General features: G+C 72.2%; 18 protein-coding genes and 1 riboswitch. Of the genes, 6 read left to right on the top strand and 12 right to left on the bottom strand.

Features of this window, described 5'->3' with window-relative positions:
* Positions 1 to 44: 44 nt before the first annotated feature.
* On the bottom strand, positions 45 to 353 hold the full coding sequence (locus tag GKS42_RS06015; RefSeq protein ID WP_210769322.1) for a DUF3017 domain-containing protein: 309 nt from the start codon (positions 351 to 353) through the stop codon (positions 45 to 47).
* A 150-nt stretch (positions 354 to 503) separates the two neighbouring features.
* On the opposite strand from GKS42_RS06015, the gene GKS42_RS06010 reads away from it, so the two are divergent.
* Positions 504 to 1,055: a Uma2 family endonuclease gene (locus GKS42_RS06010; protein ID WP_174791050.1), complete on the top strand. Its 552-nt coding sequence runs from the start codon at positions 504 to 506 to the stop codon at positions 1,053 to 1,055.
* Positions 1,056 to 1,074: 19 nt separating this feature from the next.
* Here GKS42_RS06010 and GKS42_RS06005 read toward each other — a convergent pair whose 3' ends face one another.
* Positions 1,075 to 1,647, bottom strand: coding sequence for a GNAT family N-acetyltransferase (locus GKS42_RS06005; RefSeq protein WP_154793014.1), 573 nt, complete (start codon positions 1,645 to 1,647; stop codon positions 1,075 to 1,077).
* A gap of 74 nt (positions 1,648 to 1,721) precedes the next feature.
* Between GKS42_RS06005 and GKS42_RS06000 the strand changes: the two genes are divergently transcribed.
* Positions 1,722 to 2,966, top strand: a complete 1,245-nt coding sequence (locus GKS42_RS06000; RefSeq protein WP_168217768.1) for an NAD(P)/FAD-dependent oxidoreductase — start codon at positions 1,722 to 1,724, stop codon at positions 2,964 to 2,966.
* 29 nt (positions 2,967 to 2,995) lie between these two features.
* Here GKS42_RS06000 and purH read toward each other — a convergent pair whose 3' ends face one another.
* Complete coding sequence (purH, locus tag GKS42_RS05995) at positions 2,996 to 4,582, bottom strand: bifunctional phosphoribosylaminoimidazolecarboxamide formyltransferase/IMP cyclohydrolase (protein WP_154793012.1); 1,587 nt, start codon at positions 4,580 to 4,582, stop codon at positions 2,996 to 2,998.
* A 72-nt stretch (positions 4,583 to 4,654) separates the two neighbouring features.
* Positions 4,655 to 4,747, bottom strand: a riboswitch (ZMP/ZTP riboswitch).
* Between the two features lie 354 nt (positions 4,748 to 5,101).
* On the opposite strand from purH, the gene GKS42_RS05990 reads away from it, so the two are divergent.
* Positions 5,102 to 5,647: a GNAT family N-acetyltransferase gene (locus GKS42_RS05990; protein WP_154793011.1), complete on the top strand. Its 546-nt coding sequence runs from the start codon at positions 5,102 to 5,104 to the stop codon at positions 5,645 to 5,647.
* A 29-nt stretch (positions 5,648 to 5,676) separates the two neighbouring features.
* Here GKS42_RS05990 and purN read toward each other — a convergent pair whose 3' ends face one another.
* The gene (gene purN / locus GKS42_RS05985; RefSeq protein WP_154793010.1) at positions 5,677 to 6,336 is read right to left on the bottom strand and encodes a phosphoribosylglycinamide formyltransferase; all 660 of its coding nucleotides are present in this window, start codon (positions 6,334 to 6,336) and stop codon (positions 5,677 to 5,679) included.
* 104 nt (positions 6,337 to 6,440) lie between these two features.
* Here purN and GKS42_RS05980 point away from each other — a divergent pair, with 104 nt between their 5' ends.
* The gene (locus GKS42_RS05980; RefSeq protein WP_154793009.1) at positions 6,441 to 6,959 is read left to right on the top strand and encodes a UbiA prenyltransferase family protein; all 519 of its coding nucleotides are present in this window, start codon (positions 6,441 to 6,443) and stop codon (positions 6,957 to 6,959) included.
* Positions 6,960 to 6,974: 15 nt separating this feature from the next.
* On the opposite strand, the gene GKS42_RS05975 is transcribed toward GKS42_RS05980, so the two are convergent.
* The 7 genes from GKS42_RS05975 to GKS42_RS05945 form a co-directional block, all read right to left on the bottom strand.
* Positions 6,975 to 8,246 carry a cell division protein PerM gene (locus GKS42_RS05975; RefSeq protein ID WP_154793008.1) on the bottom strand — a complete coding sequence of 424 codons (1,272 nt, stop codon included), beginning with the start codon at positions 8,244 to 8,246 and terminating at the stop codon, positions 6,975 to 6,977.
* Positions 8,247 to 8,301: 55 nt separating this feature from the next.
* Complete coding sequence (helR, locus tag GKS42_RS05970) at positions 8,302 to 10,500, bottom strand: RNA polymerase recycling motor ATPase HelR (RefSeq protein ID WP_154793007.1); 2,199 nt, start codon at positions 10,498 to 10,500, stop codon at positions 8,302 to 8,304.
* 151 nt (positions 10,501 to 10,651) lie between these two features.
* Positions 10,652 to 11,542, bottom strand: coding sequence for a succinate--CoA ligase subunit alpha (gene sucD / locus GKS42_RS05965; RefSeq protein WP_154793006.1), 891 nt, complete (start codon positions 11,540 to 11,542; stop codon positions 10,652 to 10,654).
* Positions 11,543 to 11,583: 41 nt separating this feature from the next.
* Complete coding sequence (gene sucC / locus GKS42_RS05960; protein ID WP_154793005.1) at positions 11,584 to 12,759, bottom strand: ADP-forming succinate--CoA ligase subunit beta; 1,176 nt, start codon at positions 12,757 to 12,759, stop codon at positions 11,584 to 11,586.
* Between the two features lie 113 nt (positions 12,760 to 12,872).
* Entirely contained in the window at positions 12,873 to 14,795 is a 1,923-nt protein-coding gene (locus GKS42_RS05955) for an acyltransferase family protein (RefSeq protein ID WP_154793004.1), read from the bottom strand.
* A 108-nt stretch (positions 14,796 to 14,903) separates the two neighbouring features.
* Entirely contained in the window at positions 14,904 to 15,287 is a 384-nt protein-coding gene (locus GKS42_RS05950) for a YciI family protein (RefSeq protein WP_154793003.1), read from the bottom strand.
* Positions 15,288 to 15,358: 71 nt separating this feature from the next.
* The gene (locus GKS42_RS05945; protein WP_154793002.1) at positions 15,359 to 16,873 is read right to left on the bottom strand and encodes a PQQ-binding-like beta-propeller repeat protein; all 1,515 of its coding nucleotides are present in this window, start codon (positions 16,871 to 16,873) and stop codon (positions 15,359 to 15,361) included.
* Positions 16,874 to 17,088: 215 nt separating this feature from the next.
* Here GKS42_RS05945 and GKS42_RS05940 point away from each other — a divergent pair, with 215 nt between their 5' ends.
* A complete protein-coding gene (locus GKS42_RS05940) occupies positions 17,089 to 18,780 on the top strand; it encodes an alpha/beta hydrolase (RefSeq protein ID WP_154793001.1) in 1,692 nt (563 codons plus the stop codon).
* 163 nt (positions 18,781 to 18,943) lie between these two features.
* Entirely contained in the window at positions 18,944 to 19,831 is an 888-nt protein-coding gene (locus tag GKS42_RS05935; RefSeq protein WP_154793000.1) for a GNAT family N-acetyltransferase, read from the top strand.
* Positions 19,832 to 19,843: 12 nt separating this feature from the next.
* Here GKS42_RS05935 and pcrA read toward each other — a convergent pair whose 3' ends face one another.
* Entirely contained in the window at positions 19,844 to 22,324 is a 2,481-nt protein-coding gene (gene pcrA / locus GKS42_RS05930; RefSeq protein ID WP_154792999.1) for a DNA helicase PcrA, read from the bottom strand.
* Positions 22,325 to 22,336 lie beyond the last annotated feature (12 nt).

Here is a 22,336-nt window from a genome sequence, read left to right as displayed (position 1 = left end):
CGTGCGTCCGGCGCCCGGGCCGGCACGCCGCGTGTGAGATCAGGTCAGATGGCCCCAGCCGGCGCGGTGACGGCGAACACCGCCATCGCCAGGCCCGTGACCACCAGGAACGCCACGTCGAAGCCGCGTGAGCGTGCCGAGATGCCGTAGGGACCGGGCCGGGGCGCGACGGCCCGGACGATCGCCAGCACCACGAGCTCGGCCGCGAACATGAGGGACGCCGCCCGCGCACCGATCAGGAACGACGACGCCACGATCAGGACCATCGCGAGCAGCGCCACCCACATCACGGCGTGGCTGCGTGGCTGCGTCGGGATCGGCACGTCGGCCGGCGCGCTCGTCGGAACGGTCACAGATGCGAGCGTACTCGCCGGACCGGCCCACACCTGGTCGCTGCCGGAGAAGCCGCCTGTGGACAGCGCACGACCGTCAGGTGTCCTCCCGGCATGATCGGGTCATGACGACCGATGACAGGCGAAGTCGGGAGGAGCATCATGGGTGTCATGACGGCGATGCCGCGCACGGGCGAGGAGTGGACGGTCGATGACCTCGACCGGTTGCCCGACGACGGGCTGCAGTACGAACTCCTCGACGGGTTGCTGCTCGTGACCCCAGCGCCGGTGCCCGTGCACCAACGGGCGATCGGGAACCTCTACCTGCTGCTGCGCGCCGCGTGCCCACCCGGCCAGGAGGTGTTCCTCGCCCCGCTGGACTGGCGGCCGGACCTCCGGACGTCGCTGCAGCCGGACCTGCTCGTGGTGGGCAACGATGACGTCGGCGAGAAGAACGTCACCGCACCGCTCACCCTGGCGGTCGAGGTGCTCTCACCGTCCACCCGGCGCAAGGACCTGGTGCTCAAGCGCTCGAAGTACGAAGAATGCGGCGTGCAGTCGTACTGGGTCATCGACCCGAAGGCACCGTCGCTCGTCGCGCTCGACCTGATCGACGGCGCCTACGTCACGAGCGCGGACGTGGCCGGCGACGAGCGTGCGGCACTTCGCCTGCCGTTTCCGGTCGACGTGGTCCCGGCGAACCTCGTCCGGCCGGCTCCCTGACCGCGGGCGAGTCGACCGGTCAGCGCAGATCCAGACGCATGAGCACGCGCGGGAACCCGTTGAGCACCGACGTGGTGTCCGCGGCCTTGACGAAGCCGGCCCGCTCGAAGAGTGCGCGGGTGCCGACGTACGCCATCGTGAGGTCCACCTTCTTCCCGTCGTTGTCCACCGGGTAACCCTCGATGGCGGGTGCGCCGTGACTGCGGGCGAACTCCATGGCGCCGCGGAGCAGGTCGTGCGAGATCCCCCGCCCGCGGTGCCCGGGCCGGACCCGGATGCACCACACCGACCACACGTCGACCTCGTCGACGTGCGGGATCCTGCGGTTGCGGGCGAAACTCGTGTCTGCCCGCGGATGGACCGCGGCCCAGCCGACGACGTTCCCGCCGTCGTAGGCGAGGACCCCGGGCGCCTGGTCCTGCCGCACGAGCTCCGCAACTCGCTCACCACGCTCGGGGCCGACCAGCGCGAGGTTCTCCTTCGACGGGATCCGGTAGCTCAAGCACCAGCAGACGTTCGCGTCGGGCCGCTTGGGGCCGACCAGGGTCCGGACGTCGTCGAACGAAGCCGCGGGACGGATCTCGATCGCCATCCCTCGATCGTGCCACCGGGGCCGGACATCTCCCGCTGCGCCCACTCGCCGACGGCGGCGGTACCGTGGGGGGCGTGAGTCACACCACCGGCCGGCGTCCGAACCGGATCGTGGTGGTGGGTGCCGGGCTCGCCGGGCTGCGCACCGTCGCCGAGTTGCGCGCGCAGGGCTACGCCGGGCACCTGACGCTGCTGGGGGACGAGGGCGTGCCCCCGTACGACCGTCCGCCGCTGTCCAAGGAACTCCTCACCCGCGCGACGCCGCTGTGGCTGGCGGACGACCTCGGCTACGACCTGAGCTCCCTCGCCGACGAGACCCGCCTGACGGCCCCGGCCGCCGGGGTGCGCCGTACCGGCGACGGGCTCACCGTGCGCCTGTCCGACGGCGCCGAACTCGCCGCGGACGCCGTCGTGGTGGCCACCGGGTCCCGGCCGCTGCGCCCGCACGGCTGGGATCACGCCCTGGTCCTGCACTCCGCAGCCGACGCCGACGCGCTGCGGGCCACGATCACACCGGGTGCGCGGCTCGTCGTGGTCGGCGCCGGGTGGATCGGTGCCGAGGTGGCCGGGGTCGCCGCGGCCGCGGGCAGCGCGGTGACCGTGCTCGAGGCCGGGCCCACTCCCCTGGGTCGCCAACTGGGTCCCGACCTGGGCGGGCGCACCACGCCGTGGTACGCCGAAGCCGGGGTGGACCTGCACACCGACGCCACCGTCGCCCGGGTGGAGGCCGACGGCGTGCACCTCGCCGACGGCCGCGGGTTCGCCGCGGACGTGGTGCTGTGCGCCATCGGCGCGCGCCCGGCCACCGACTGGCTCGGGGATGCCGTGACCCGGGAGGCCTCCGGGCACCTACGCGTCGACGCGGGCGGCGCCACGGCTACGCCCGGGGTGTGGGCGGTCGGAGACGTGGCGGCACGGCCGCACCCCACCCTCGGCCGGGTGCCCGGAGGCCACTGGTCCGCCGCCCTGAGCGACCCCGCGCCGCTGGCGCGGGCCCTGCTCGGCGTCGACGACGAGGGCACGCCGGAGCCCGCACCCTACGTGTACTCGACCCAGCTCGGGCACCACCTGACCGTGTTCGGGCGACTCCACGGCACGGACGGTGCGCCGGTGCGGCTCGTCGACCGCGGTGAGGTCGGCGCGGGCCCGTGGACCACCCTGGCGCTGGAGGATGACGCCCTCGTCGGCGCGGTGATCGCCGACGCCCCCCGCGAGGTGGCCGCCGTCCGCAGACTGCTCAGCGGCACCGACCTCGCCCGGCTCGACCCCGTGCTCGCGGCGGAGCCGACGACGAAACTACGCTCCGCCGTCGTGCTCTGACACGGACGGGCGCCCGCTCGCGAGGCCGGTCAGTGGGCGAAGTGCCGGGTGCCGGTGAGGTAGAGGGTGACGCCGGCGGCCTGGGCCGCGGCGACGACCTCCTCGTCGCGCACGGAGCCGCCGGGCTGGACCACGGCGCGCACGCCGGCGTCGAGGAGCACCTGCAGGCCGTCGGCGAACGGGAAGAACGCGTCCGAGGCGGCCACCGCGCCGCGAGCTCGGTCCGCTCCCCCGGCCCCGTCGAGGTCGGCGTTCGCACGCTCGACGGCGAGGCGGCAGGAGTCGACCCGGTTCACCTGGCCCATGCCGATGCCCACGGACGCGCCGGCGTTCGCGAGCAGGATGGCGTTCGACTTCACGGCCCGCACCGAGCGCCACGCGAACTCCAGGTCCGCCAGGGTGGCCTCGTCGGCCGCTTCACCGGTCGCCAGGGTCCAGTTCGCCGGTGAGTCGCCGTCGGCGTCGATGAGGTCCGCGTTCTGCAGCAGCATGCCGCCGGAGATGTCCCGCAGGCCACCACCGGAGGGCGCGGAGGCCACGGTGAGCAGACGGATGTTCTTCTTCCGGGTGAGGACCTCCAGGGCCGCGTCCTCGAATCCGGGCGCGAGCACCACCTCGGTGAAGACATCCTTGACCTGGTTGGCCATCGCCTCGGTGACGACCTGGTTCGAGGCGATCACGCCGCCGTACGCCGAGACCGGATCGCACGCGTGCGCCTTGGCGTGGGCGTCGGCGATGTCGGTGCCGACGGCGATCCCGCACGGGTTGGCGTGCTTGATGATCGCGACCGTCGGGGCGTCGGCGTGGTCGTGGGCGGCACGCCACGCGGCGTCGGCGTCCACGTAGTTGTTGTAGCTCATCTCCTTGCCGTGCAGCTGCGTCGCGCCGGCGAGGCCGGGCGCACCGAACCCGTCGGTGTACAGCGCGGCGCGCTGGTGCGGGTTCTCCCCGTAGCGCAGCACCGCGGTGCGGTCCCAGGTGGCGCCGACCCAGCCGGGGAAGCCGGATCCCTCGTCGTCCGGGGCCACGACGTTGCCGATCCAGGACGCGACGTGCACGTCGTAGGTGGCGGTGTGCCGGAACGCGTCCGCGGCGAGGCGCTGCCGCTGGGCGAGGCTGAACCCGTCGCCCTGAGCGGCGGCGATGACCTCGTCGTAGCGCGCCGGGTCAACCACCACGGCCACGCTCGGGTGGTTCTTCGCGGCGGCGCGCACCATGGACGGACCGCCGATGTCGATCTGCTCGATGCACTCGTCCGGGCTCGCCCCGGAGGTGACCGTGTCGGTGAACGGGTACAGGTTCACGATGACCAGGTCGAACGGCTCGATCTCGAGGTCCGCCAGCTGCTGGACGTGGTCGGCCTTGCGCCGGTCGGCGAGGATCCCCGCGTGCACCCGGGGGTGCAGTGTCTTGACGCGACCCTCGAGACACTCGGGGAAGCCGGTCAGGTCCTCGACACGCGTCACGGGGACCCCGGCGCCCTCGATCACGCCGGCGGTGGAGCCGGTGGAGACGAGCGCGACACCGGCGGCGTGCAGCGCGGTCGCCAGTTCGGGCAGGCCGGCCTTGTCGTAGACCGAGACGAGGGCGCGGCGCAGAGGAATGAGATCGGTCATGGGCGTGAACTCCTGGTTCGATGGTCCGAATGGCGCGACCCGAGACGAGTCGCTCGACGATGATGTGCACCACCGCGGCACCCAGGCGATCGGTGCGCTACAGATTCGATCCTTCGGCCGCTCCCAGGTGGTGCTCCACCTCTGACGCCAGTCACGACCGCGGCCAGTCTAGCGCCCGACGGCGGCGGCTCGCCCGGGTGGGTCGGGTCGCCGATCCCTGTCGCGGGACTGCGTCCCCCTGGTAAAGTACTGGTCAAGTCTTGTTCAGGACTGGCCGGACAAAGGGGTACGGACATGAGAAGGACACCATCCGCCTGGTACGCGCGGGCATGGCGAGCCGTCCGCGGCTTCGTCGCTGAGATGTTCGCTCCGAGCGAGGCGACCGACACTATCGGCACGAACCAGGCCAAGATGCATCCGCGCGTGACGCTGCGCGGCAGGACTATGAACGGTGGTTGGGGGCCGTAGCACGGGCCGCCCACCCGGCGTCCTTCCGACCTGCGAAGTAGCATCGCGCTCATGTCGACGATCGAGACCGACCGGCTCACGATCCGGCATCCGGTCGAGGAGGATCGCGACCGGTTCGTCGCGATGTTCACCGACGAGGCGTTCACCGTCTTCTCCGACGGCGTGCACGACGCCGTGTCGGCCAACGCGCGCTTCGACGGGATGCTGCTCCTGGTCGAGGCCGTCCCGTACGCCAAGCAACCGGTGATCGAGCGGGCGACGGGCGCGATCGTCGGCTACACCGGCGTCGGCACGGCCGTGGTCGACGGACTCGACCGGCTCGAGTGGGGCTGGCGGTTCGTCCCCGAGGCCCGCGGCCGCGGGTACGCCACCGAGTCTACGACGGCGTTGCTCGCCAGTGCCGACCGGTTCACCGATGGCGAGCTGCTCTGCCTGATCGATCCCCGGAACGCGGCCTCGCGGCGCGTGGCGGACAAGGTCGGATTCCGCTGGTGGAAGCGCATCGACTGGCTGGACGATCCGAGCCAGCCGACCGACGTGCTCACCCGGCCGATCGGCTCCGGGGGCCCGGCGCTGTTGGCGCCTGCGCGCACCTGACGGGCCGGTGTCAGACGTCGCAGCCGGCGTCAGCGGTCGATGACGAAACGCCGGCCCTCGACCCGCCACGGGTGTCGCGCCAGCCGTCCGGTGTACTCCACGAGCTGGGCCCGCTCGGCGACCTTGATCCGCTCGGTCAGGGACTCCTCGGTGTCGTCGTCGAGCACCGGGACCGCGCACTGGGCGATGATCACGCCGGTGTCCACGCCCTCATCGACGACGAACAGCGTCGCTCCGGCGAGCTTCACACCGTAGGCAAGCGCCTCCCGCGGGCCGTGGATGCCCGGGAACGCCGGCAGCAGGGCGTTGTGCGTGTTCAGGTACCGCCCGCCGAACTGGGCCAGGAACCGGGCGCCGACGAGCTTCAGGAAGCCCGCGGAGATCACCAGGTCGGGTGAGTGCTCGGCGACGGCGTGGGTCAGGGCCGCGTCCCAGGTGTCCCGGTCGGGGTGGTCGCCGAGGCGTTCGACGAAGGTCGGGATGCCCGCTGCCCTGGCGATGTCGAGTCCGGCGCACCCGGGGCGGTCCGCACCGACGGCCACGACGGTCGCGCCGTAGCCCGGGTCGGTCGCCGCCTCGAGCAGTGCGGCGAGGTTCGAGCCGCCGCCGGAGATGAGGACCACGACCCGGGTGGGGCCACGGCCTGCGTGGACGTCTGATCCGGCGTGGGCGGGCGTGGGAGTGGACACAGCGTCCGACTGTAGTCCGTGCGGATGTGGGAGTGGCGAGCGCGGGTCCCGGATCTGGGAGAATGGACACTGGTCGTGGCCGCTGGACGCCGGAGGAGGGTCGGATGAGCAATCCCTATGCCCCGCCGGACCCGTCGCGGCCGAAACCGGACCCGGATCGGCACAGCGCACGACCACCCGGCCTGCCGTCGGCTGCCCGCATCGGGACGGATCGCCGGGCCGAGCCGCCCCGGCCGGCACCGACACCCGAACAGCTCATCGAGATCAGCCGCTCGGTCATGTTCTTCGGCCTGCTGCTGCTCGCCGCGGTGCTCACGTCAGGGCTGCCGATCCCGTGGCAGGTGGCGGCCCCGGTGTTCGCCGCCGGTGCCATCGTGGTGGGCCTGCGCACCCTTGGCCGGATCCGGCGGGCCGGCGTGCGCGGCATGATCTCGGTGTTCCTGACCGGCGGCATGGTGCTCTCCGCCCTGATGCTGTTCTCCTCGGTCACACTGCTCTCGCTGTGGCCGGCCCAGGTGGAACGCCAGCAATGTCTCGACTCGGCGCTGACGATCGCGGCCCAGGACCGGTGCGAACAGCAGTTCAGCGAGGCCGTGGCCGAGCGCTACGGCACCGACGGCTGAGCAGTTCGCGGGCGGTCAGGACCGCTCGTCGGGCCGGACCTCGCCCCACCAGGACCGCACCACACCGCGCAGGGCACTGAAGGCGCGGGCCGTGGTCGGGTGTGCGAGGACCACCACCACCGCCGCTCCGAGCAGCACCTGCCAGCCGACGGCGACGGCCACCGCGACCGCGTCGGCCCCGACGACCGCCATCCGGCCGGGCCCGATCCCGCCCGAGCCGGCACCGACCGCCACGGCCACGACGACCGCGGTCAGTGCCACGGCCACCGCGACCGCGGCGAACGAGCGGGGTAGGTCCTCCTGCGCGGCTGCCCGGTGCAGCCACCACCCGACGGCCGCGCCCACGAGCACCCCGATCACCACCACGAGGCCCAGTTCGCCGACGAGGCTGCCGGGCTCCGGCAGCGCGCCGAGCACCGGCACAACCGGGAGCGGCCCGGCGTCGATCCCGGTCGGGGCGAATGCCGTCCCCTCCCCCACCGAGAACCCCGGGCCGGTCAGGAACGCGAGCGCCCACATCATCAGCGTCGGGACGAGCAGCAATTGGGCGAACACGGCGATCACGGTGCTCACCCCGTCGGTGTGCAGACCCGCCTGGAGGTCGAGGATCCGGTCGAACGAGATGACGACCGCGGCCACGACGGCTGCCAGCGACAGGACCGCCAGTGCCACCAGGATCCGCACGCCGGCCCGCAGACCCAGGACGAACCAGTCCGGGACCACCTCGACGACCCGGGTCACGGCGGCGGGCAGACGCGGGTACCGGCCGCGCTGACCGAGCAGCGACCCGGCCACGGCCACCACGAGCGCACCGGCGAGAGCCCGGGCTCCGCCGTCGACCCCCGCGAACGCGACGAGCAGACCGGTGACGGCGACGTACGTCGCCGACGCGATCAGCAGCGCCGCCCACCCGGTGAGCTGGGCGCGGCGCACCGCAGCCGACACCAGGAACACCGACAGCGCGGTGACCCCGATCGGGACCAGACTGATCTGCAGGCCGCCGGCGGAGAACGACGCCCCGTGGCCGAGCAGCCACGCCGCGGTGCCCACCCGGGCGGCCTCCAGCCAGCCGGCCTCACCGAGCGCCGGCGCGGCGGCCGTGGCAACGTACGCGGCCACGGCCGGGATCACCAGCACCAACCATCCGAACAACACGGCCTCCGCGCCGGCGAGCAGTCCGCGCACGGAGTGCTCCGGCAGCCGGAACGTCGGGCGACCGCCGCTGCCATAGGCCTCATGCTCGATGACGCGCGGTGGGATCGTCGGCGGGCGGGTGGTGGTACTCATCGCCTCCCATGGTCACCCGGATCGGCCCGCGGAGGCCGTTCGGCGCGCGGGTGAGTCAGGAACTCGTGAGGATCACGAGTTCCTGGGTGGCGCGGGTCATCGCCACGTAGCGGTCGACCGCGCCCTCGATCCCGGTGCCGAACGACTCCGGGTCGATGAGGACCACCAGGTCGAACTCGAGGCCCTTCGCCAGCTCCGGGGTCAGCGCCCGGACCCGGTCCCCGCCGGGCCGGCCGAGCCGCCCGGTTCCGATCACGCACGCGATCCCCTCGGCGTTGTCGGCGAGCCAGCCGTCCAGGATCTCCTCGAGCTCGCCGGTGTCGCCGTGCCGCACCGGCGTGCCGGTGCTGCGGATCGAGGTCGGCACGTTCGCGTCCGGGAGGACCGCGCGGATCACCGGTTCGGCCTGCGTCATGACCTCCTCCGGCGTGCGGTAGTTGATGGTCAGCGAGGCCAGGTGCATCCGGTCGAGCCCGATCCTCTCCAGGCGCTCCTGCCAGGACTCCCTGAAGCCGTGCCGGGCCTGGGCCCGGTCCCCGACCACGGTGAAGCTGCGGGAGGGGCACCGCAGCAGCAGCATCTGCCACTGGGCGTCGGTCAGTTCCTGTGCCTCGTCCACGACGATGTGCGCGAATGGGCCGGCGAGCGGGTCGACGACGACGTCCGTTCCCACGGCGCTGGAGTCGACGAGCTTGTCGCGCATGTCGTCCACGCGCAGCATCTGCATGACGCCCATCTCGCTGTCGTCGGTGGCGATGAGGTCCGCGACCACGTCGTCCATGTGCGCACGTTGCTCGGCGAGCGCCGCCTCACGCCGGCGACGGCGTCGCGAGGCCTCCGGGTCCCCGAGGCGTAGGCGCGCAGCATCCAGGAGCGGGAGGTCGGCCTCGGTCCACGCCTGGGGCTCGTCGCGCTGCAGGCTCCGGATCTCGTCCCTGCTCAGCCACGGAGCGCTCAGGCGCAGGTAGGCGGGGACGGACCAGAGGTCGCCGACGACGTCGGTCGCCTCGAGCGTGGGCCAGGCGCTGGTCAGGGCGCCGCGCAGGTCGGCGCTGCGGCGCAGCGCGGCACGCACCGTCTCGGCGTCCTCCTCGCCGTCGAAGGAGTCGAGCAGGATGGTGAGCAGTTCCTCGAGGATGTCCTCGCGGGCCTCGTTGTGCGGGGTGGTCGCATCGCGCGCGGAGAACGCCTCCGCCCAGGCGTCCGGGTCCACCCGGAAGTCGGCCCACTCGGTGGTGACCGCGACCGCCTCGGCTGGGGGTTGCTCGTAGAACGCGACGGCCCGCTCGATCGCGCCGACCATCTCGGCCGAGGACTTCAGGCGGGCGACGTCCGGGTCCGTCTCGGCGCGGGCCGCGCGCCCTTCGGGCACCAGGTCGCGGATCGTGGCGGTCTGTACGCCCTCCTCGCCGAGGCTCGGCAGGACGTCGGAGACGTAGGCGAGGTAGGGCTGATGGGGGCCGACGAAGAGCACACCACCCCGGCGGTGGCCGAGCCGGGGGTCGGAGTAGAGCAGGTAGGCGGTGCGGTGCAGGGCGACCACGGTCTTGCCGGTGCCGGGGCCGCCGTCGACGACGAGGGCGCCGTCCGAGCCGGCGCGGATGATCGCGTCCTGATCGGCGGCGATGGTGCCGAGCACGTCCCGCATCCGGGGCGACCGGCTGCTGCCGAGGCTGGCGATGAAGGCGGACTGGTCATCGAGGGCGGGATTGCCGTCGAGCCCCGCCAGGCCGTCACTGGTGAAGACCTCGTCCCAGTAGTCGGTGATCCGGCCACCGGTCCAGCGGTAGCGGCGACGGCTGGTCAGGCCCATCGGGTTGGCGTGCGTGGCTCCGAAGAACGGTTCGGCGGCCGGTGAGCGCCAGTCGACGAGCAGGCGCCGGCCGTCGCCGGCGGTGAGTCCGAGCCGGCCCACGTACACGGGGGTGGTGGCCGAGCCGGGCCGGCCGTCGGGGCTGTCGGGGCAGTCGGGGGCGACCATGCGCCCGAGGCAGAGGTCGAGCCCGAACCGCCGGAGCAGACGCAGCCGGGCGGTGAGCCGGTGGATCTCCTGGTCCCGCTCGAGGGCGGCCTGGCCGCTGCGGCCCGGGGACCGCCGGGTGACCTCGAGCCGGTCGGAGAGGTCGGCGATCTGTTCGGCGAGGGTCGCCTCGATCGCTGCGAAGTGGTGTTCGTCGGCACCGATGAGGGCCTCGTCGGCCTTGGCGGTGAGGCGGTCGGGAAGGTCGAAGGCGCTGGTTCGCAAGGGATTCATGCCCGTCACTCCAATCTGAGGTTGGTCACCCTAGATCGGAAATTCGCGCCTCATGAGGCTGCGCGAATTCTGTTATAAATGAAAGGGCAGGGAAGGTGCGATGGTCCGCGTGGGCAGCGTTGGTGCTGCACCACCCACGCGGACCGCTGGCTCAGCCGCCGAGCAGGTCGCGCGCGAGCGCGGCGGTCTCGCTCGGGGTCTTGCCGACCTTCACGCCTGCGGCTTCGAGGGCGACCTTCTTGGCCTCGGCGGTGCCGGACGAGCCGGACACGATCGCGCCGGCGTGGCCCATCGTCTTGCCCTCTGGGGCGGTGAAGCCGGCCACGTAGCCGACGACGGGCTTCGTGACGTGCTCGGCGATGAAGGCCGCAGCCCGCTCCTCGGCGTCGCCGCCGATCTCACCGATCATGACGATGACCTTGGTCTCCGGGTCCGCCTCGAACGCCTCGAGGGCATCGATGTGGGTGGTCCCGATGATCGGGTCGCCGCCGATGCCGATGGCCGTGGAGAATCCGAACTCCCGGAGTTCGTACATCATCTGGTAGGTCAGCGTGCCGGACTTGGAGACCAGCCCGATCGGGCCGGCGCCGGCGATGTTCGCCGGGATGATGCCGACGTTCGAGCGTCCGGGGCTGATCAGACCGGGGCAGTTCGGGCCGACGAGTCGCACGCCCTTGCTGGCGGCGTAGTTGTAGAAGACCGCCGTGTCGTCGACCGGCACGCCCTCGGTGATGATGACCACGAGCGGCACGCCGGCGTCGATGGCCTCGATCACCGCGTCCTTGGTGAACGCGGGCGGGACGAAGATCACCGACACGTCGGCGCCGGTGGTGGCGACGGCGTCGGCCACCGTGCCGAACACGGGCACGGAGGTGGTGGTGCCGTCGACGTCGAAGTCGACGGCGGTGCCGGCCTTGCGGGGGTTCACGCCGCCGACGATGGTGGTGCCGGAAGCCAGCATCCGGGTGGTGTGCTTCTGACCCTCGGAGCCGGTCATGCCCTGGACGATGACCTTCGAGGTCTCGTTGAGGAAGATCGCCATGTTCTCAGTTGTCTCTTCTGCGTCTCGTAGGTTCTCGGGGCTCAGCTGTTCGCCAGTTCGGCGGCCTTGTCGGCGGCGCCGTCCATGGTGTCCACGACGGTGACCAGCGGGTGGGCGGCGCGGGCGAGGATCGCCCGGCCCTCCTCCACCGCGTTGCCGTCGAGGCGGACGACGAGCGGCTTGTTCTCCTTGTCGCCGAGGATCTCGAGGGCCTGCACGATGCCGTTCGCGACCTCGTCACAGGCGGTGATGCCACCGAAGACGTTCACGAAGACGCTCTTGACCTGCGGGTCGTTCAGGATGACGTCGAGTCCGGCGGACATCACCGCGGCGGACGCGCCGCCCCCGATGTCGAGGAAGTTGGCGGGCTTGACGCCGCCGTGCGCCTGCCCGGCGTAGGCGACGACGTCCAGGGTGCTCATCACGAGGCCCGCGCCGTTGCCGATGATGCCGACCTCGCCGTCGAGCTTGACGTAGTTGAGGCCGGCGGCCTTGGCCTTCGCCTCGAGCGGGTCGGCGGCGGCCTTGTCCTCGAGCTCGGCGTGGTCGGCGTGCCGGAAGTCGGCGTTCGTGTCAAGGGTGACCTTGCCGTCCAGCGCCACGATGTCCCCGGCGCCCGTCTTGACGAGCGGGTTCACCTCGACCAGCGTGGCGTCCTCCTCGCGGTAGACGGTCCACAGCTTCTGGATGGCGGCGGCGACCTTCGGGGCGACGTCGGCGGCGAAGCCGGCAGCCGCGACGATCTCGTCGGCCTTGGCCTGGTCGATCCCGACCTGCGGGTCGACGGGCACCCGGGCCAGCGCCTCCGGACGCTCGACCGCGAGTTCCTCGATCTCCATGCCGCCCTCGACGCTGGCCATGGCGAGGTAACGGCGCTCGGAGCGGTCCAGCAGCACGGAGAAGTAGTACTCCTCCGCGATGTCGGCGCCAGCGGCGATCATGACCCGGTGCACGGTGTGGCCCTTGATGTCCATGCCGAGGATCTCCGACGCACGGTCGGCCGCCTCCTGCGCGGACTTCGCCACCTTGACACCGCCGGCCTTGCCGCGGCCACCGATCTTCACCTGCGCCTTGACGACCACGACCCCGCCGGAGTCACCGAGCAGCTGCTCCGCCGCGGCCCTGGCCTCCTCGGGTGTGGTGGCGACGATGCCGCCCAGCACGGGTACGCCGTGCTTCTCGAACAGATCTCGTGCCTGGTATTCGAACAGGTCCACCTGCGTCGCGCCCTTCTATTGCCCGCTGTCATCGGATGCCTCGACATCGAGACTTTCCCTCGAACTGTACCGCGCACCGGGGCGGGTGCCCGACGCCGCCCCCGACCGCGACCTCAGGCGGTCAGTGTCGCCAGCGCGGCCTGGACCACGTCCGAGAACAGGTACATGCCGTCCATGTTCGGGTGGATCAGGTCCGGCTGGAGCTGCTCGGGATGCGCGGTCGCCGCGGCGTTCCAGTCCGCCACTGCGACGTTCGGGTACTCGGCGGCGACGTCGGCCAGGTTCTGGTTGGACTCCGGCACCCAGCTGCTCGACCCGTAGATGTTCACGAGTACCACGGACCGGTCCGGGCCGAGCAGGTCGAGGGCCGCCCGGACGAGGTCCGGCTCCCGCACGCCAGCGTTCGTGCCCGCGGCGATCACCACGTACTCACGCACGGAGCCGGCCTCCACGGCGGCCTGGACGGCCGCCAGGACGTCCGGCCACTGCCGGTTCGACCGGGCGTCGATGCCGATGCCCGGCAGGTCGGCGGACAGGCCGGGCGCTGCCACATAGAGCATCGAGTCACCGAACCCGGAGATCTGCTCCCCGAGCGCCACCGGTGGCGCGGGGGGATCCCCGTCATCGCCCGCCTCGGCCGGCGGCTCCTGGGTGGCCGGCGCCTCCGTGGCCGCCTCGTCGGTGCCGTCGGTGGCCGACTCGCCCTCGTCGGCGACGGCCCCGGTGTCCTCGACGATCGCGGCCGCGTCGGCGAGCGCGATCTCCACCTGGGAGCGGTCCGGTGCGGTCGCGAGCGCCGCGGTGAACAGGGACACACAGGCCAGGCTTGCGGCGACGCCGAGCCGCGGACCGGTCAGGCGTCCCGGCGCGCCGATCGCATCCAGCGCGCGGCGGCTCGCCTCCCGGAAGCCCAGCTCCCGGATCGGGTTCTCGATCCACCGGTAGCAGACTGCCGCGACCACGAGCGTCGCCAGCACGGCCAGGCCGCGCTGCACCCAGTGCCCGGGGGTGTCCATGCCGACCGGGGGTGCGAACGCAGCGATGAGCAGGATCACGGGCCAGTGCCACAGGTAGATCCCGTACGAGCGCTCCCCGATCCAGGCAAGCGGACGCAGCGAGAGCACCGCGGTGAGCACTGTGGTCGGCCCGGGCAGTGCGCCGACTATCGCCGCGGTGAGCAGGGAGGCCGCCAGGATGCCGCCCCGGTAGGCGACCGGGCGGCTCGGGTCCATCCAGAGCATCAGCGCGATCAGGCCGGCCAGTGCCGCGAGCGCGATGAACACGCGGCCCCGTCGCCAGAACCGGGTGGCGAGCAGGTTCCAGGACTGCCCGGCGGCGCTGACCGCGAGCGCGGCGCCAATCATCAGGCCGAACGCGTGGGTGTCGGTGCCGTAGTACACGCGGGTGGCGTCCTGGCCGGGGCTGTACAGCACGGCCATGGCGATCGCGGATGCGGCGGCGAGCGCGAGCAGGACTCCCACGCGCTGCCGGCCGGTCCTGGTGATCGCCATGATCACCGTGAACAGCAGCGGCCAGAACAGGTAGAACTGCTCCTCCACGGCCAGGGACCAGAAGTTCACGAACAGCTGCGGCGAGGTGGCGTTGAAATAGCTGGAGCCTGCGCCGATCTCCAGCCAGTTGTTGGAGAACGTGAGGGCACCGGTCACCTGCCGGCCGATGTTGACCAGCAGGTCTCCGCCCGCGAACACCGCCAGCGAGACCGTCGCGAACACCACGACCACGAGCGCGGGCAGCAGCCTGCGCGCGCGCCGGGTCCAGAACCGGCGCAGGTCGATGCGCCGGTTCCCGCGCAGTTCCCGCACGAGCAGGGTGGTGATCAGGAACCCGGAGATCACGAAGAACACGTCGACACCGAGGTACCCGCCGGGCAGACTCAGGGGACGCAGGTGGAAGATCAGGACGGCGATGATCGCCAGGGCACGCACGCCGTCGAGCCCGTCGATCCGGCCGGTGCGCAGGGCCTGTGCAGGATCACCCGAGTCGACCTGCTCACGGCTGGGCGCGTCAACGCTCACGATCTCCTCCGGTCCGACTCGCCTCTTCGTTCGGACCGAGCCTAGGGCGCGGCACGCGGTTCCGGCCGGACCGCTCTCGGCGATGCGCCGAATCGGTCCGGCCGTTGCTCACTCGGCCCGAAGCGGCCAGGTCACCCCCTGGTACACGTCCAGCAACGGCCGGATCTCGATCGTGTACTCCCGCGGCAACTGCCGCGCTGCCTCGGTCACGCCGGCGAGGTCAGGTGCCTCGACGACGTAGAAGCCACCCAGCTGCTCGACGAACTCCACGTACGGCCCCTCCGTGACCGGCCGGTGCTCGCCGTCGCCCGGCTGCAGCGTCCGGGCCTGCTCGGGGCGGGCGAGAGCGTCGCCGTAGAGGAGGGCGCCGCGGGCGCGGACGGCGTCGGTGAACCGTGCATAGGCGTCCAGCACGGCCTGTTGCGCCGTGTCGTCGCTGGCATCCCAGCGGTCGAAGTGCTCCGCCTCGGTCATCAGCACCAGGAACTTCATCGGATTGGCCTCTCGGTCGGTGATGGGCTGTCAGCAGTGATGACGGGCGGGACTCGCGCGGATCGACAGTCTCACCCGACGGGTTCGGTGACGACCGTGAGCAGCGCGGCCTCGGCGCCGGTCACGACCGCCGCGGTGTCCGTGCTGGAGACCCAGCCGCCGGGATAGTCGTGCCGGTCCAGTTCGGCGCCGGTCGCCACGTCGACGCGGACCACCTCGCCGGGACCGCCCGCGGCGCCGGCGACCGCCGCAACGAGCACGCCACCCTCGGCGAGGTAGCCCTGGCTGATCTCGCCGGCGCCCTCCCCGGCGCCGACCACCCAGAGCGGCTCACCGGTCTCGACGTCGACCGCGGTGAGCAGGTCCGACCCGGTGGAGACGACCCACGCCCGGTCCTGGCCCACGTGCACCGGGGTCACCCGGGCCGGGACCTCCATCGTCAGTCCCGCGCTCCCGGGCAGCTCCCAGCGGGTGGTGCCGTCGAAGCCGACCGATGAGAGCGGCGCATCGTCGGTACCGAGGTCCTGGGCGAGGCACCCGGCGGACGGGACGTCCCTCGCGGCGAGTGCCTCACCGAAGCACGGGCCGACCGGGTCGCCCGAGGTGAACCCGGGGATCTCCGTGGTCCAGTCCATCAGGTAGGAGGCGATCAGGCCCTCCTCGCCCCAGCGCTGGACGACGGCGAGGTCGGGGCCGACCTGTTCGATGCGGTTGTGCTCGTGGGCGCTCAGGGCGCGCAGCTCCTGCGCGTGTTCGGCGTCCCGCCCGAACTCGCGGGCGTCCACGGCGCCGCTCGCGGGGTCGAAGCGCTGCACGGTGAGCACGGTGTCGGTGAGCTCGACGCTCCACACCTCCGCCGTCGCTGGGGCGAGGACGGTGGTGATCGTGCCGGCGCTGGGCAGGTGGGCGTCCCGGGTGGCCCCGGTGGCGGCGTCGATCGTGACCACGCCGGCGCGGTCGGGCTCGGTGCCCGGGCAGGGCGGGCCGTCCGAGGTCAGCGCGATCACGTCCGATTCGGGCAGGTCGGTGAACCGCCACTGCCGGCACCCGCCGAGCTCGTCCGGGTCCAGGCTCCAGACCTCCTCGCCGGTGGCCCAGTCGACCAGGGTCAGCCGGGTGCCGGCATCCTCCGGTGAGAGCAGCGCCACGCCGGACGTGGTGGCCACCACGGTCGGGTCGTAGTAGTCCTCGACCACACCCGGGAACTCCCAGAGGACGGCGCCCGCGGCGTCATAGGCGGCGACGTCGCGGGTTGTGGTGACCGCCCCGTCGAGCCTCTCGCCGCCCGCCTCGCTCGGCACTGCCTCACCGACCGCGAGCACCGCAGTTCCGACGGTCGAGGCCAGCAGGACCGATCCCGGCGGCACCTCGACCCAGTCCCCGATGCTCGGACCGGCAGGGTCAGGACCGTTGGTCTCCGCGCCGCTCGTCGGCTCGGTGGGACCGGAACCACCGGGGACCTCCGTGCCCTGCGGATCGGAGTCCGCGCAGCCGGCGGCCACAAGCAGCAGTCCCGCTCCGATGACGGCGAGCAGGCGCCCGGTGATCCTGGCCGGACCGTGGACGTCGGCCCGCTTGGTCGACATGGCTGTCCCCCTCGTCGATGTCTGCTCGCCGCCCCACCTTCGCAGACCTCGCCCGTGCCCGCAGCATCGGATCTGCGATCCGGTCCTTGAGGTGGAGCGCCCTCCTCCGCATGGGGGAGACGGCGCTCGCGGTGCCTCCGTCGCCCGGGTGAACCTCGGCTCCGGGACGCCTTCAGCCATTGCCGTGGTCCGGCTCCGCTGTTAGCAAGGACGGTATGACACAGATCACGGGGGACCTCAGACCATCACGATCACGCACCGCCGCGTTCGCCGCACTGGCGGCCGCCGGGCTCCTGCTCGGCGGCGCCACGGCCGCCGGCGCGGCCCCGTCCGCGGGCGCAGAGCCCGCACCACCGCCGGACGACGCCGCGCAGGTGGAAGCACCCATCCCGGACCTCCTCTGGGAGGCCTGCGGCGAGGGACTGGAAGGCTTCGAGTGCGCGAGCGCCGAGGTGCCGAGCGACTACGACGACCCGAACGGCCCGACCACGACGATCGCGCTCACCCGGCTTCCGGCCACCGACGCGGAGCAGCGGATCGGCTCGCTGTTCCTGAACTTCGGCGGCCCTGGCGGCCCCGGAGTGGCGAACCTCCAGGCGCTCGGCCCGCAGGCCTACGGCCCGGAGCTGCGCGCCCGGTTCGACATCATCGGGTTCGATCCACGCGGTGTGGGGCTCTCCGACCCGGTGACCTGCTTCCGCAACGCCGACGCGGAAGCCCGTTGGGCCTCGACCCTCGAGGCGTTCCCGGTCGGCCCCCAGCAGGAGGCGCGATTCATCGGGTCCTGGGCGGTGGCCGGTGCCTCGTGCACCGCGATCTCCGGTGACCGGATCGCGACGTCCTCCACGGCGAACGTGGCCCGGGACCTGGATCTGCTGCGCCAAGCCGTGGGCGACACGGAGCTGAACTACCTCGGCTACTCCTACGGCACGTACCTCGGTGCGACGTACGGGGCGCTGTTCCCGGACCGGATCCGCGCCCTGGTGCTGGACGGCACGATGGACCCGGAGGCCTACACGGGCCTGGGTGACGACCGGAGCATCGGGCGCCGGACCGGTCAGGCGGTCGCTGCGAGCGAGACCTACGAGCAGTTCCTGCGCCTGTGCGCCGAGGCCGGACCACAGGGCTGCGCACTGGCCGCCCTCGGCGACCCGGAGCAGGTGATGGATGACCTGTTCGCGCAGTTGCGGGCCGAGCCCGTCGAGGTGCCGCTTGGCGACGGGACCACCATCACGATCGGCTATGACGACGCCGTCACCACGATCTTCTCGTCGCTGTACGCGCCGGCCGGCTGGGCGGACCTCGCTGCCGCGCTGGCCTCGCTGGTCCCGGTCCCCGAACAGCCGGGCACCCTGTCCGCGCGGGAGGACTCGCTCGGGAACGACTCGATCCAGGACCTGCTCCGCCGGGTCGGGATCCTCGAGGACTACCCCTCGATGGGCGGTGCGCTGGCGAGCATGTGCGTCGACGGGGAGCACCCCGGCACCGCGCTCGACTACCCGGCGCAGGCGGCCGCGGCAGAGGTGGAGGCACCGCACTTCGGCACCGCCAGGGCCTGGGTCGGCATCCAGTGCGAGTTCACTCCGGTGGCCGACGAGGACCGGTACACGGGCCCGTGGGAGCAGGGCACCCACGCCCCGGTGCTGGTCATCGGGACCCGCTACGACCCGGCGACGCCGTACGCGTTCACGCAGCCCTACGCGGACCTGTGGCGCGACGCCCGAATGCTCACGGTCGAGGGCTACGGCCACACCACCCTGATCACCCCGAGCGCGTGCGCCGACGCGGCGATCACGAACTACCTGATCGATCTCGAGGCCACCGACGGGGCGACCTGCGAGCAGGACCTCGCCCCGTTCACGGCGGCGGCGCAGGGCCAGGTGCCGGCGACGGTCCCGGTCGGCTGACGGGCCGGAACAAGCAAGACCCGGCCCGACGGCGGGGCGGTGCACCTGGGTGCACCGCCCCGCCGTCGGCAGCGGCTGCGCCGGGCAGGACTGATCGTGACGGCCGCGCCGGTCGGCAGGTAGGCCCTGCCGCGCTGCGGCCGCCCGCCCTACAGTCGGTCCGGTGAAGGTCACGTTCCACACCGATCCGGCAGAGTTCCTCGCGATCGCCCGCCCGGGGCTGGCCGGGGACCCGGTGGTCGGCAGCGTGGTCGCCACGACGACCGAACGCGCCGCCGGCGAGCAGGCCGCCGGCGTTCCAGCCCCGGCCCACCCGCACTGGTGGGCCACCATGACCGACGGCGACACGGTCATCGGGCTCGCCATGCGCACCGCGGCGCAGCCCCCGTACCCGGTGTTCGTGCTGCCGATGCCGGACGATGCTGCCCGCCTTCTTGCCGGATCGCTGCGCGACAGTGGCGAACATCCTGGCGGCTGCAACGGGGCACTTCCGGCGGCCCGGGTCTTCGCCGACGAGACCGTGCGCCTCTGGGGTGGGGCCTCGGCGATCGCCCAGCACACCAGGCTGTTCGAGTGCCGCGAGGTGGTCCGGCCGCCCGCGGTGCCCGGGGTGCTGCGGCGGGCCGAGGTCTCGGATGCCGAGCTCGTCCTGGACTGGTGCGCGGCGTTCCACCGCGACGCACAGGAGCAGACCGGTCGGGATCCGGACCGTGGCTTCGGCCCCGACCCGGATCGTGTCCGCCGCGCGATCACGGCGGGCGGGTACTGGCTGTTCACCGATCCGGACGGCCGATCGGTGCACCTGACCGGCACCAGCCCGCCCGCGTTCGGGGTCGTCCGGATCGCGCCGGTCTACACGCCCAAGCGCGACCGGGGCCGCGGCATCGCCTCCCACGTCGTCGCTGAACTGACCGCCCGACACCTGGCCGACCGACTGCGGATGTGCCTGTTCACCGACCAGGCGAACCCCACCTCGAACAGGATCTACGAGGCGATCGGCTACCGACGCGTCGTGGACATGGCGAACGTGGGCATCACCCCGGCGGGATAGACCCGCCGGCGCCTAGAGCTTGGTCACCGGGGAGTACCGCAACAGCAGTCGCTTCGTGCCGCTGGATCCGAAGTCGATCTTCGCGACGGCGTTGGCGCCGGTGCTCTCGACGGCGATCACCCGGCCCATGCCGTAGGCGTCGTGGGTCACCCGGTCACCGACGTCCACCGACGGCGTGTCGGCGCGGGGCTTCGCCGAGCCGAACGACGGCGTGCCCGCATCCGCGCGGGTGGTGCGGACCGGTGGGGCGGACGGCCCGCGGGACCCGCTGCGGCCGCCGTCCCCGCGGTTCCGGTACCCACCGGTGAAGGATCCGCCCCGCAGGGTGGCCATCGACGACTCTCGGCGCTTCCAGTCCATCAGCTCCTCGGGGATGTCCGCGATGAACCGGCTGGCCGGCAACTCGTTGGGCATCCCCCAGGCCGTCCGGACCGCCGCCCGGGACAGGTACAGCCGCTGCCGCGCCCGGGTCAGCGCGACGTACGCGAGCCGGCGCTCCTCGGCGAGCTCCGTCTCGTCCGCGAGGGAACGCTGGTGCGGGAACGTCCCGTCCTCGAGGCCGGTGACGAAGACCACCGGGAACTCCAGCCCCTTCGCGGTGTGGACCGTCATCAGGGTGACCACGCCGCGATCGTCGTCGTCGTCGGGGATCTGGTCGGTGTCGGCGACCAGCGCGACCCGCTCGAGGAAGTCGCCGAGGTCACCGTCCGGATCACTCTCGGAGAACTCGGTGGCAACGGCGTGCAGCTCGGCGAGGTTCTCCACGCGGGAGGCGTCCTGCGGGTCGTCGCTCGCGCGCAACTCGGCGAGATAGCCGGACCGGTCCAGTGCCGCGTCCAGCACCTCCGCCGGCGAGGCTCCGCCCGCGGCGAGTTCCCGCAGGCCGGTCATCAGGGTCGCGAAGCCGCGGACCGCCGTCAGTGACCTGGTGGCGAGGCCGATCACGTTCTCGGCGTCGGAGATCGCGGCCCCGAACGAGATCCGCTCCCGCTCGGAGTGCGCGGTGATCATGGCCTCGGCCCGGTCCCCCACGCCGCGCTTGGGGACGTTCAGGATCCGGCGCAGGTTGATCGCGTCGTCCGGATTGGCGATCGCCCGCAGGTAGGCGATCGCGTCCTTGACCTCGCGGCGCTCGTAGAACCTGGTGCCACCGACCACCTTGTACGGCAGCCCGACGCGGATCAGGACCTCCTCCAGTGCCCGCGACTGGGCGTTCGTCCGGTAGAAGATCGCCACGTCGCCGGGACGGACGCCGTCGGAGTCACCGAGCCGGTCGATCTCCTCGGCGATGAACCGGGCCTCCTCGTGCTCGCTGTCCGCGACGTACCCGATGATCTGCGGGCCGGAGCCGCTGTCGGTCCAGAGGTTCTTCGCCCGGCGGTCCGGGTTGCGGGAGATGACGGCGTTGGCGGCGCTCAGGATCGTCTGCGTGGAGCGGTAGTTCTGCTCGAGCAGGACCGTCGTCGCGTCCGGGTAGTCGCTCTCGAACTCGACGATGTTGCGGATCGTCGCGCCGCGGAACGCGTAGATGGACTGGTCCGCGTCACCGACGACGGTGAGTTCCGCCGTCGGCAGGTCGTTGTCCTTCGCCTCGGCGGCGCCGTCGGACGGATCCAGCGGGACGCCGGCCAGCTCGCGCACCAGCATGTACTGGGCCTGGTTGGTGTCCTGGTACTCGTCCACGAGGATGTGCCGGAACCGGCGCCGGTAGTGCTCGGCGACGTTCGGGAACGCCTGGAGCAGGTTCACTGTCGTCATGATCAGGTCGTCGAAGTCGAGGGCGTGCGCCTGGCGCAACCGCTCGTTGTAGAGCCGGTACGCCGCAGCCAGGTTCTGCTCGAACGGGTTGGAGTCCCCGACCGTCTTCGCGTAGTCGTCCGGGTCGACGAGTTCGTTCTTGAGGTCGGAGACCCGGTTCGAGAACGCCTTCGGGGGGAACCGCTTCGGGTCCAGGTCGAGCTCGCGGCAGACCAGGAGCATCAGGCGCTGGGAGTCGGCGGCGTCGTAGATCGAGAAGTTGGAGCGCAGCCCGAGGGTCTTGGCCTCGCGACGCAGAATGCGCACACACGCGGAGTGGAACGTGGAGACCCACATGTTCCGGGCGCGGGGTCCCACGAGCTCGCTGACCCGCTCGCGCATCTCAGCGGCGGCCTTGTTCGTGAACGTGATCGCGAGGATCTCGCCGGTGCGCGCGCGACCGGTCGCGAGCAGGTACGCGATCCGGTGGGTCAGCACCCGGGTCTTGCCCGAACCTGCCCCGGCGATGATCAGCAGCTGCCCGCCCTCGTGCACCACGGCCGCACGTTGCTGCGGGTTCAATCCGTCCAACAGGGCCTCGGCGGCGAGCGATCCGGGCCCGTTCTCGCCGTTGCCGTCTCGGCCCTCGGGGGACGTCTGCGCATCCGGGTCGCGTGGTGGCATCACCCGGGGCAGGTGGGCGTCGGCGGACGCGGAGAGACCGGGCAGCGGGAGGTTGTCGAACAGTGAGGTCATGGCACCTCAAGA

It is taken from the genome of Occultella kanbiaonis (genome assembly GCF_009708215.1).
Taxonomy (GTDB): domain Bacteria; phylum Actinomycetota; class Actinomycetes; order Actinomycetales; family Beutenbergiaceae; genus Occultella; species Occultella kanbiaonis.
The sequence above is the reverse complement of the archived record's forward strand: the minus strand, read 5'-3'. Positions and strand labels throughout refer to the sequence as shown.

Excerpts from the sequence above, each read along its gene's own strand:
- purH (WP_154793012.1), bottom strand. The coding sequence starts at position 4,582 with ATGACCGATCTCATTCCTCTGCGCCGCGCCCTCGTCTCGGTCTACGAC.
- pcrA (WP_154792999.1), bottom strand. The coding sequence starts at position 22,324 with ATGACCTCACTGTTCGACAACCTCCCGCTGCCCGGTCTCTCCGCGTCC.
- sucD (WP_154793006.1), bottom strand. The coding sequence starts at position 11,542 with ATGGCGATCTTCCTCAACGAGACCTCGAAGGTCATCGTCCAGGGCATG.
- GKS42_RS05940 (WP_154793001.1), top strand. The coding sequence starts at position 17,089 with ATGACACAGATCACGGGGGACCTCAGACCATCACGATCACGCACCGCC.
- GKS42_RS05980 (WP_154793009.1), top strand. The coding sequence starts at position 6,441 with ATGAGCAATCCCTATGCCCCGCCGGACCCGTCGCGGCCGAAACCGGAC.
- GKS42_RS05945 (WP_154793002.1), bottom strand. The coding sequence starts at position 16,873 with ATGTCGACCAAGCGGGCCGACGTCCACGGTCCGGCCAGGATCACCGGG.
- GKS42_RS06005 (WP_154793014.1), bottom strand. The coding sequence starts at position 1,647 with ATGGCGATCGAGATCCGTCCCGCGGCTTCGTTCGACGACGTCCGGACC.
- GKS42_RS06010 (WP_174791050.1), top strand. The coding sequence starts at position 504 with ATGACGGCGATGCCGCGCACGGGCGAGGAGTGGACGGTCGATGACCTC.
- GKS42_RS05975 (WP_154793008.1), bottom strand. The coding sequence starts at position 8,246 with ATGAGTACCACCACCCGCCCGCCGACGATCCCACCGCGCGTCATCGAG.
- GKS42_RS05950 (WP_154793003.1), bottom strand. The coding sequence starts at position 15,287 with ATGAAGTTCCTGGTGCTGATGACCGAGGCGGAGCACTTCGACCGCTGG.
- GKS42_RS05990 (WP_154793011.1), top strand. The coding sequence starts at position 5,102 with ATGTCGACGATCGAGACCGACCGGCTCACGATCCGGCATCCGGTCGAG.
- helR (WP_154793007.1), bottom strand. The coding sequence starts at position 10,500 with ATGAATCCCTTGCGAACCAGCGCCTTCGACCTTCCCGACCGCCTCACC.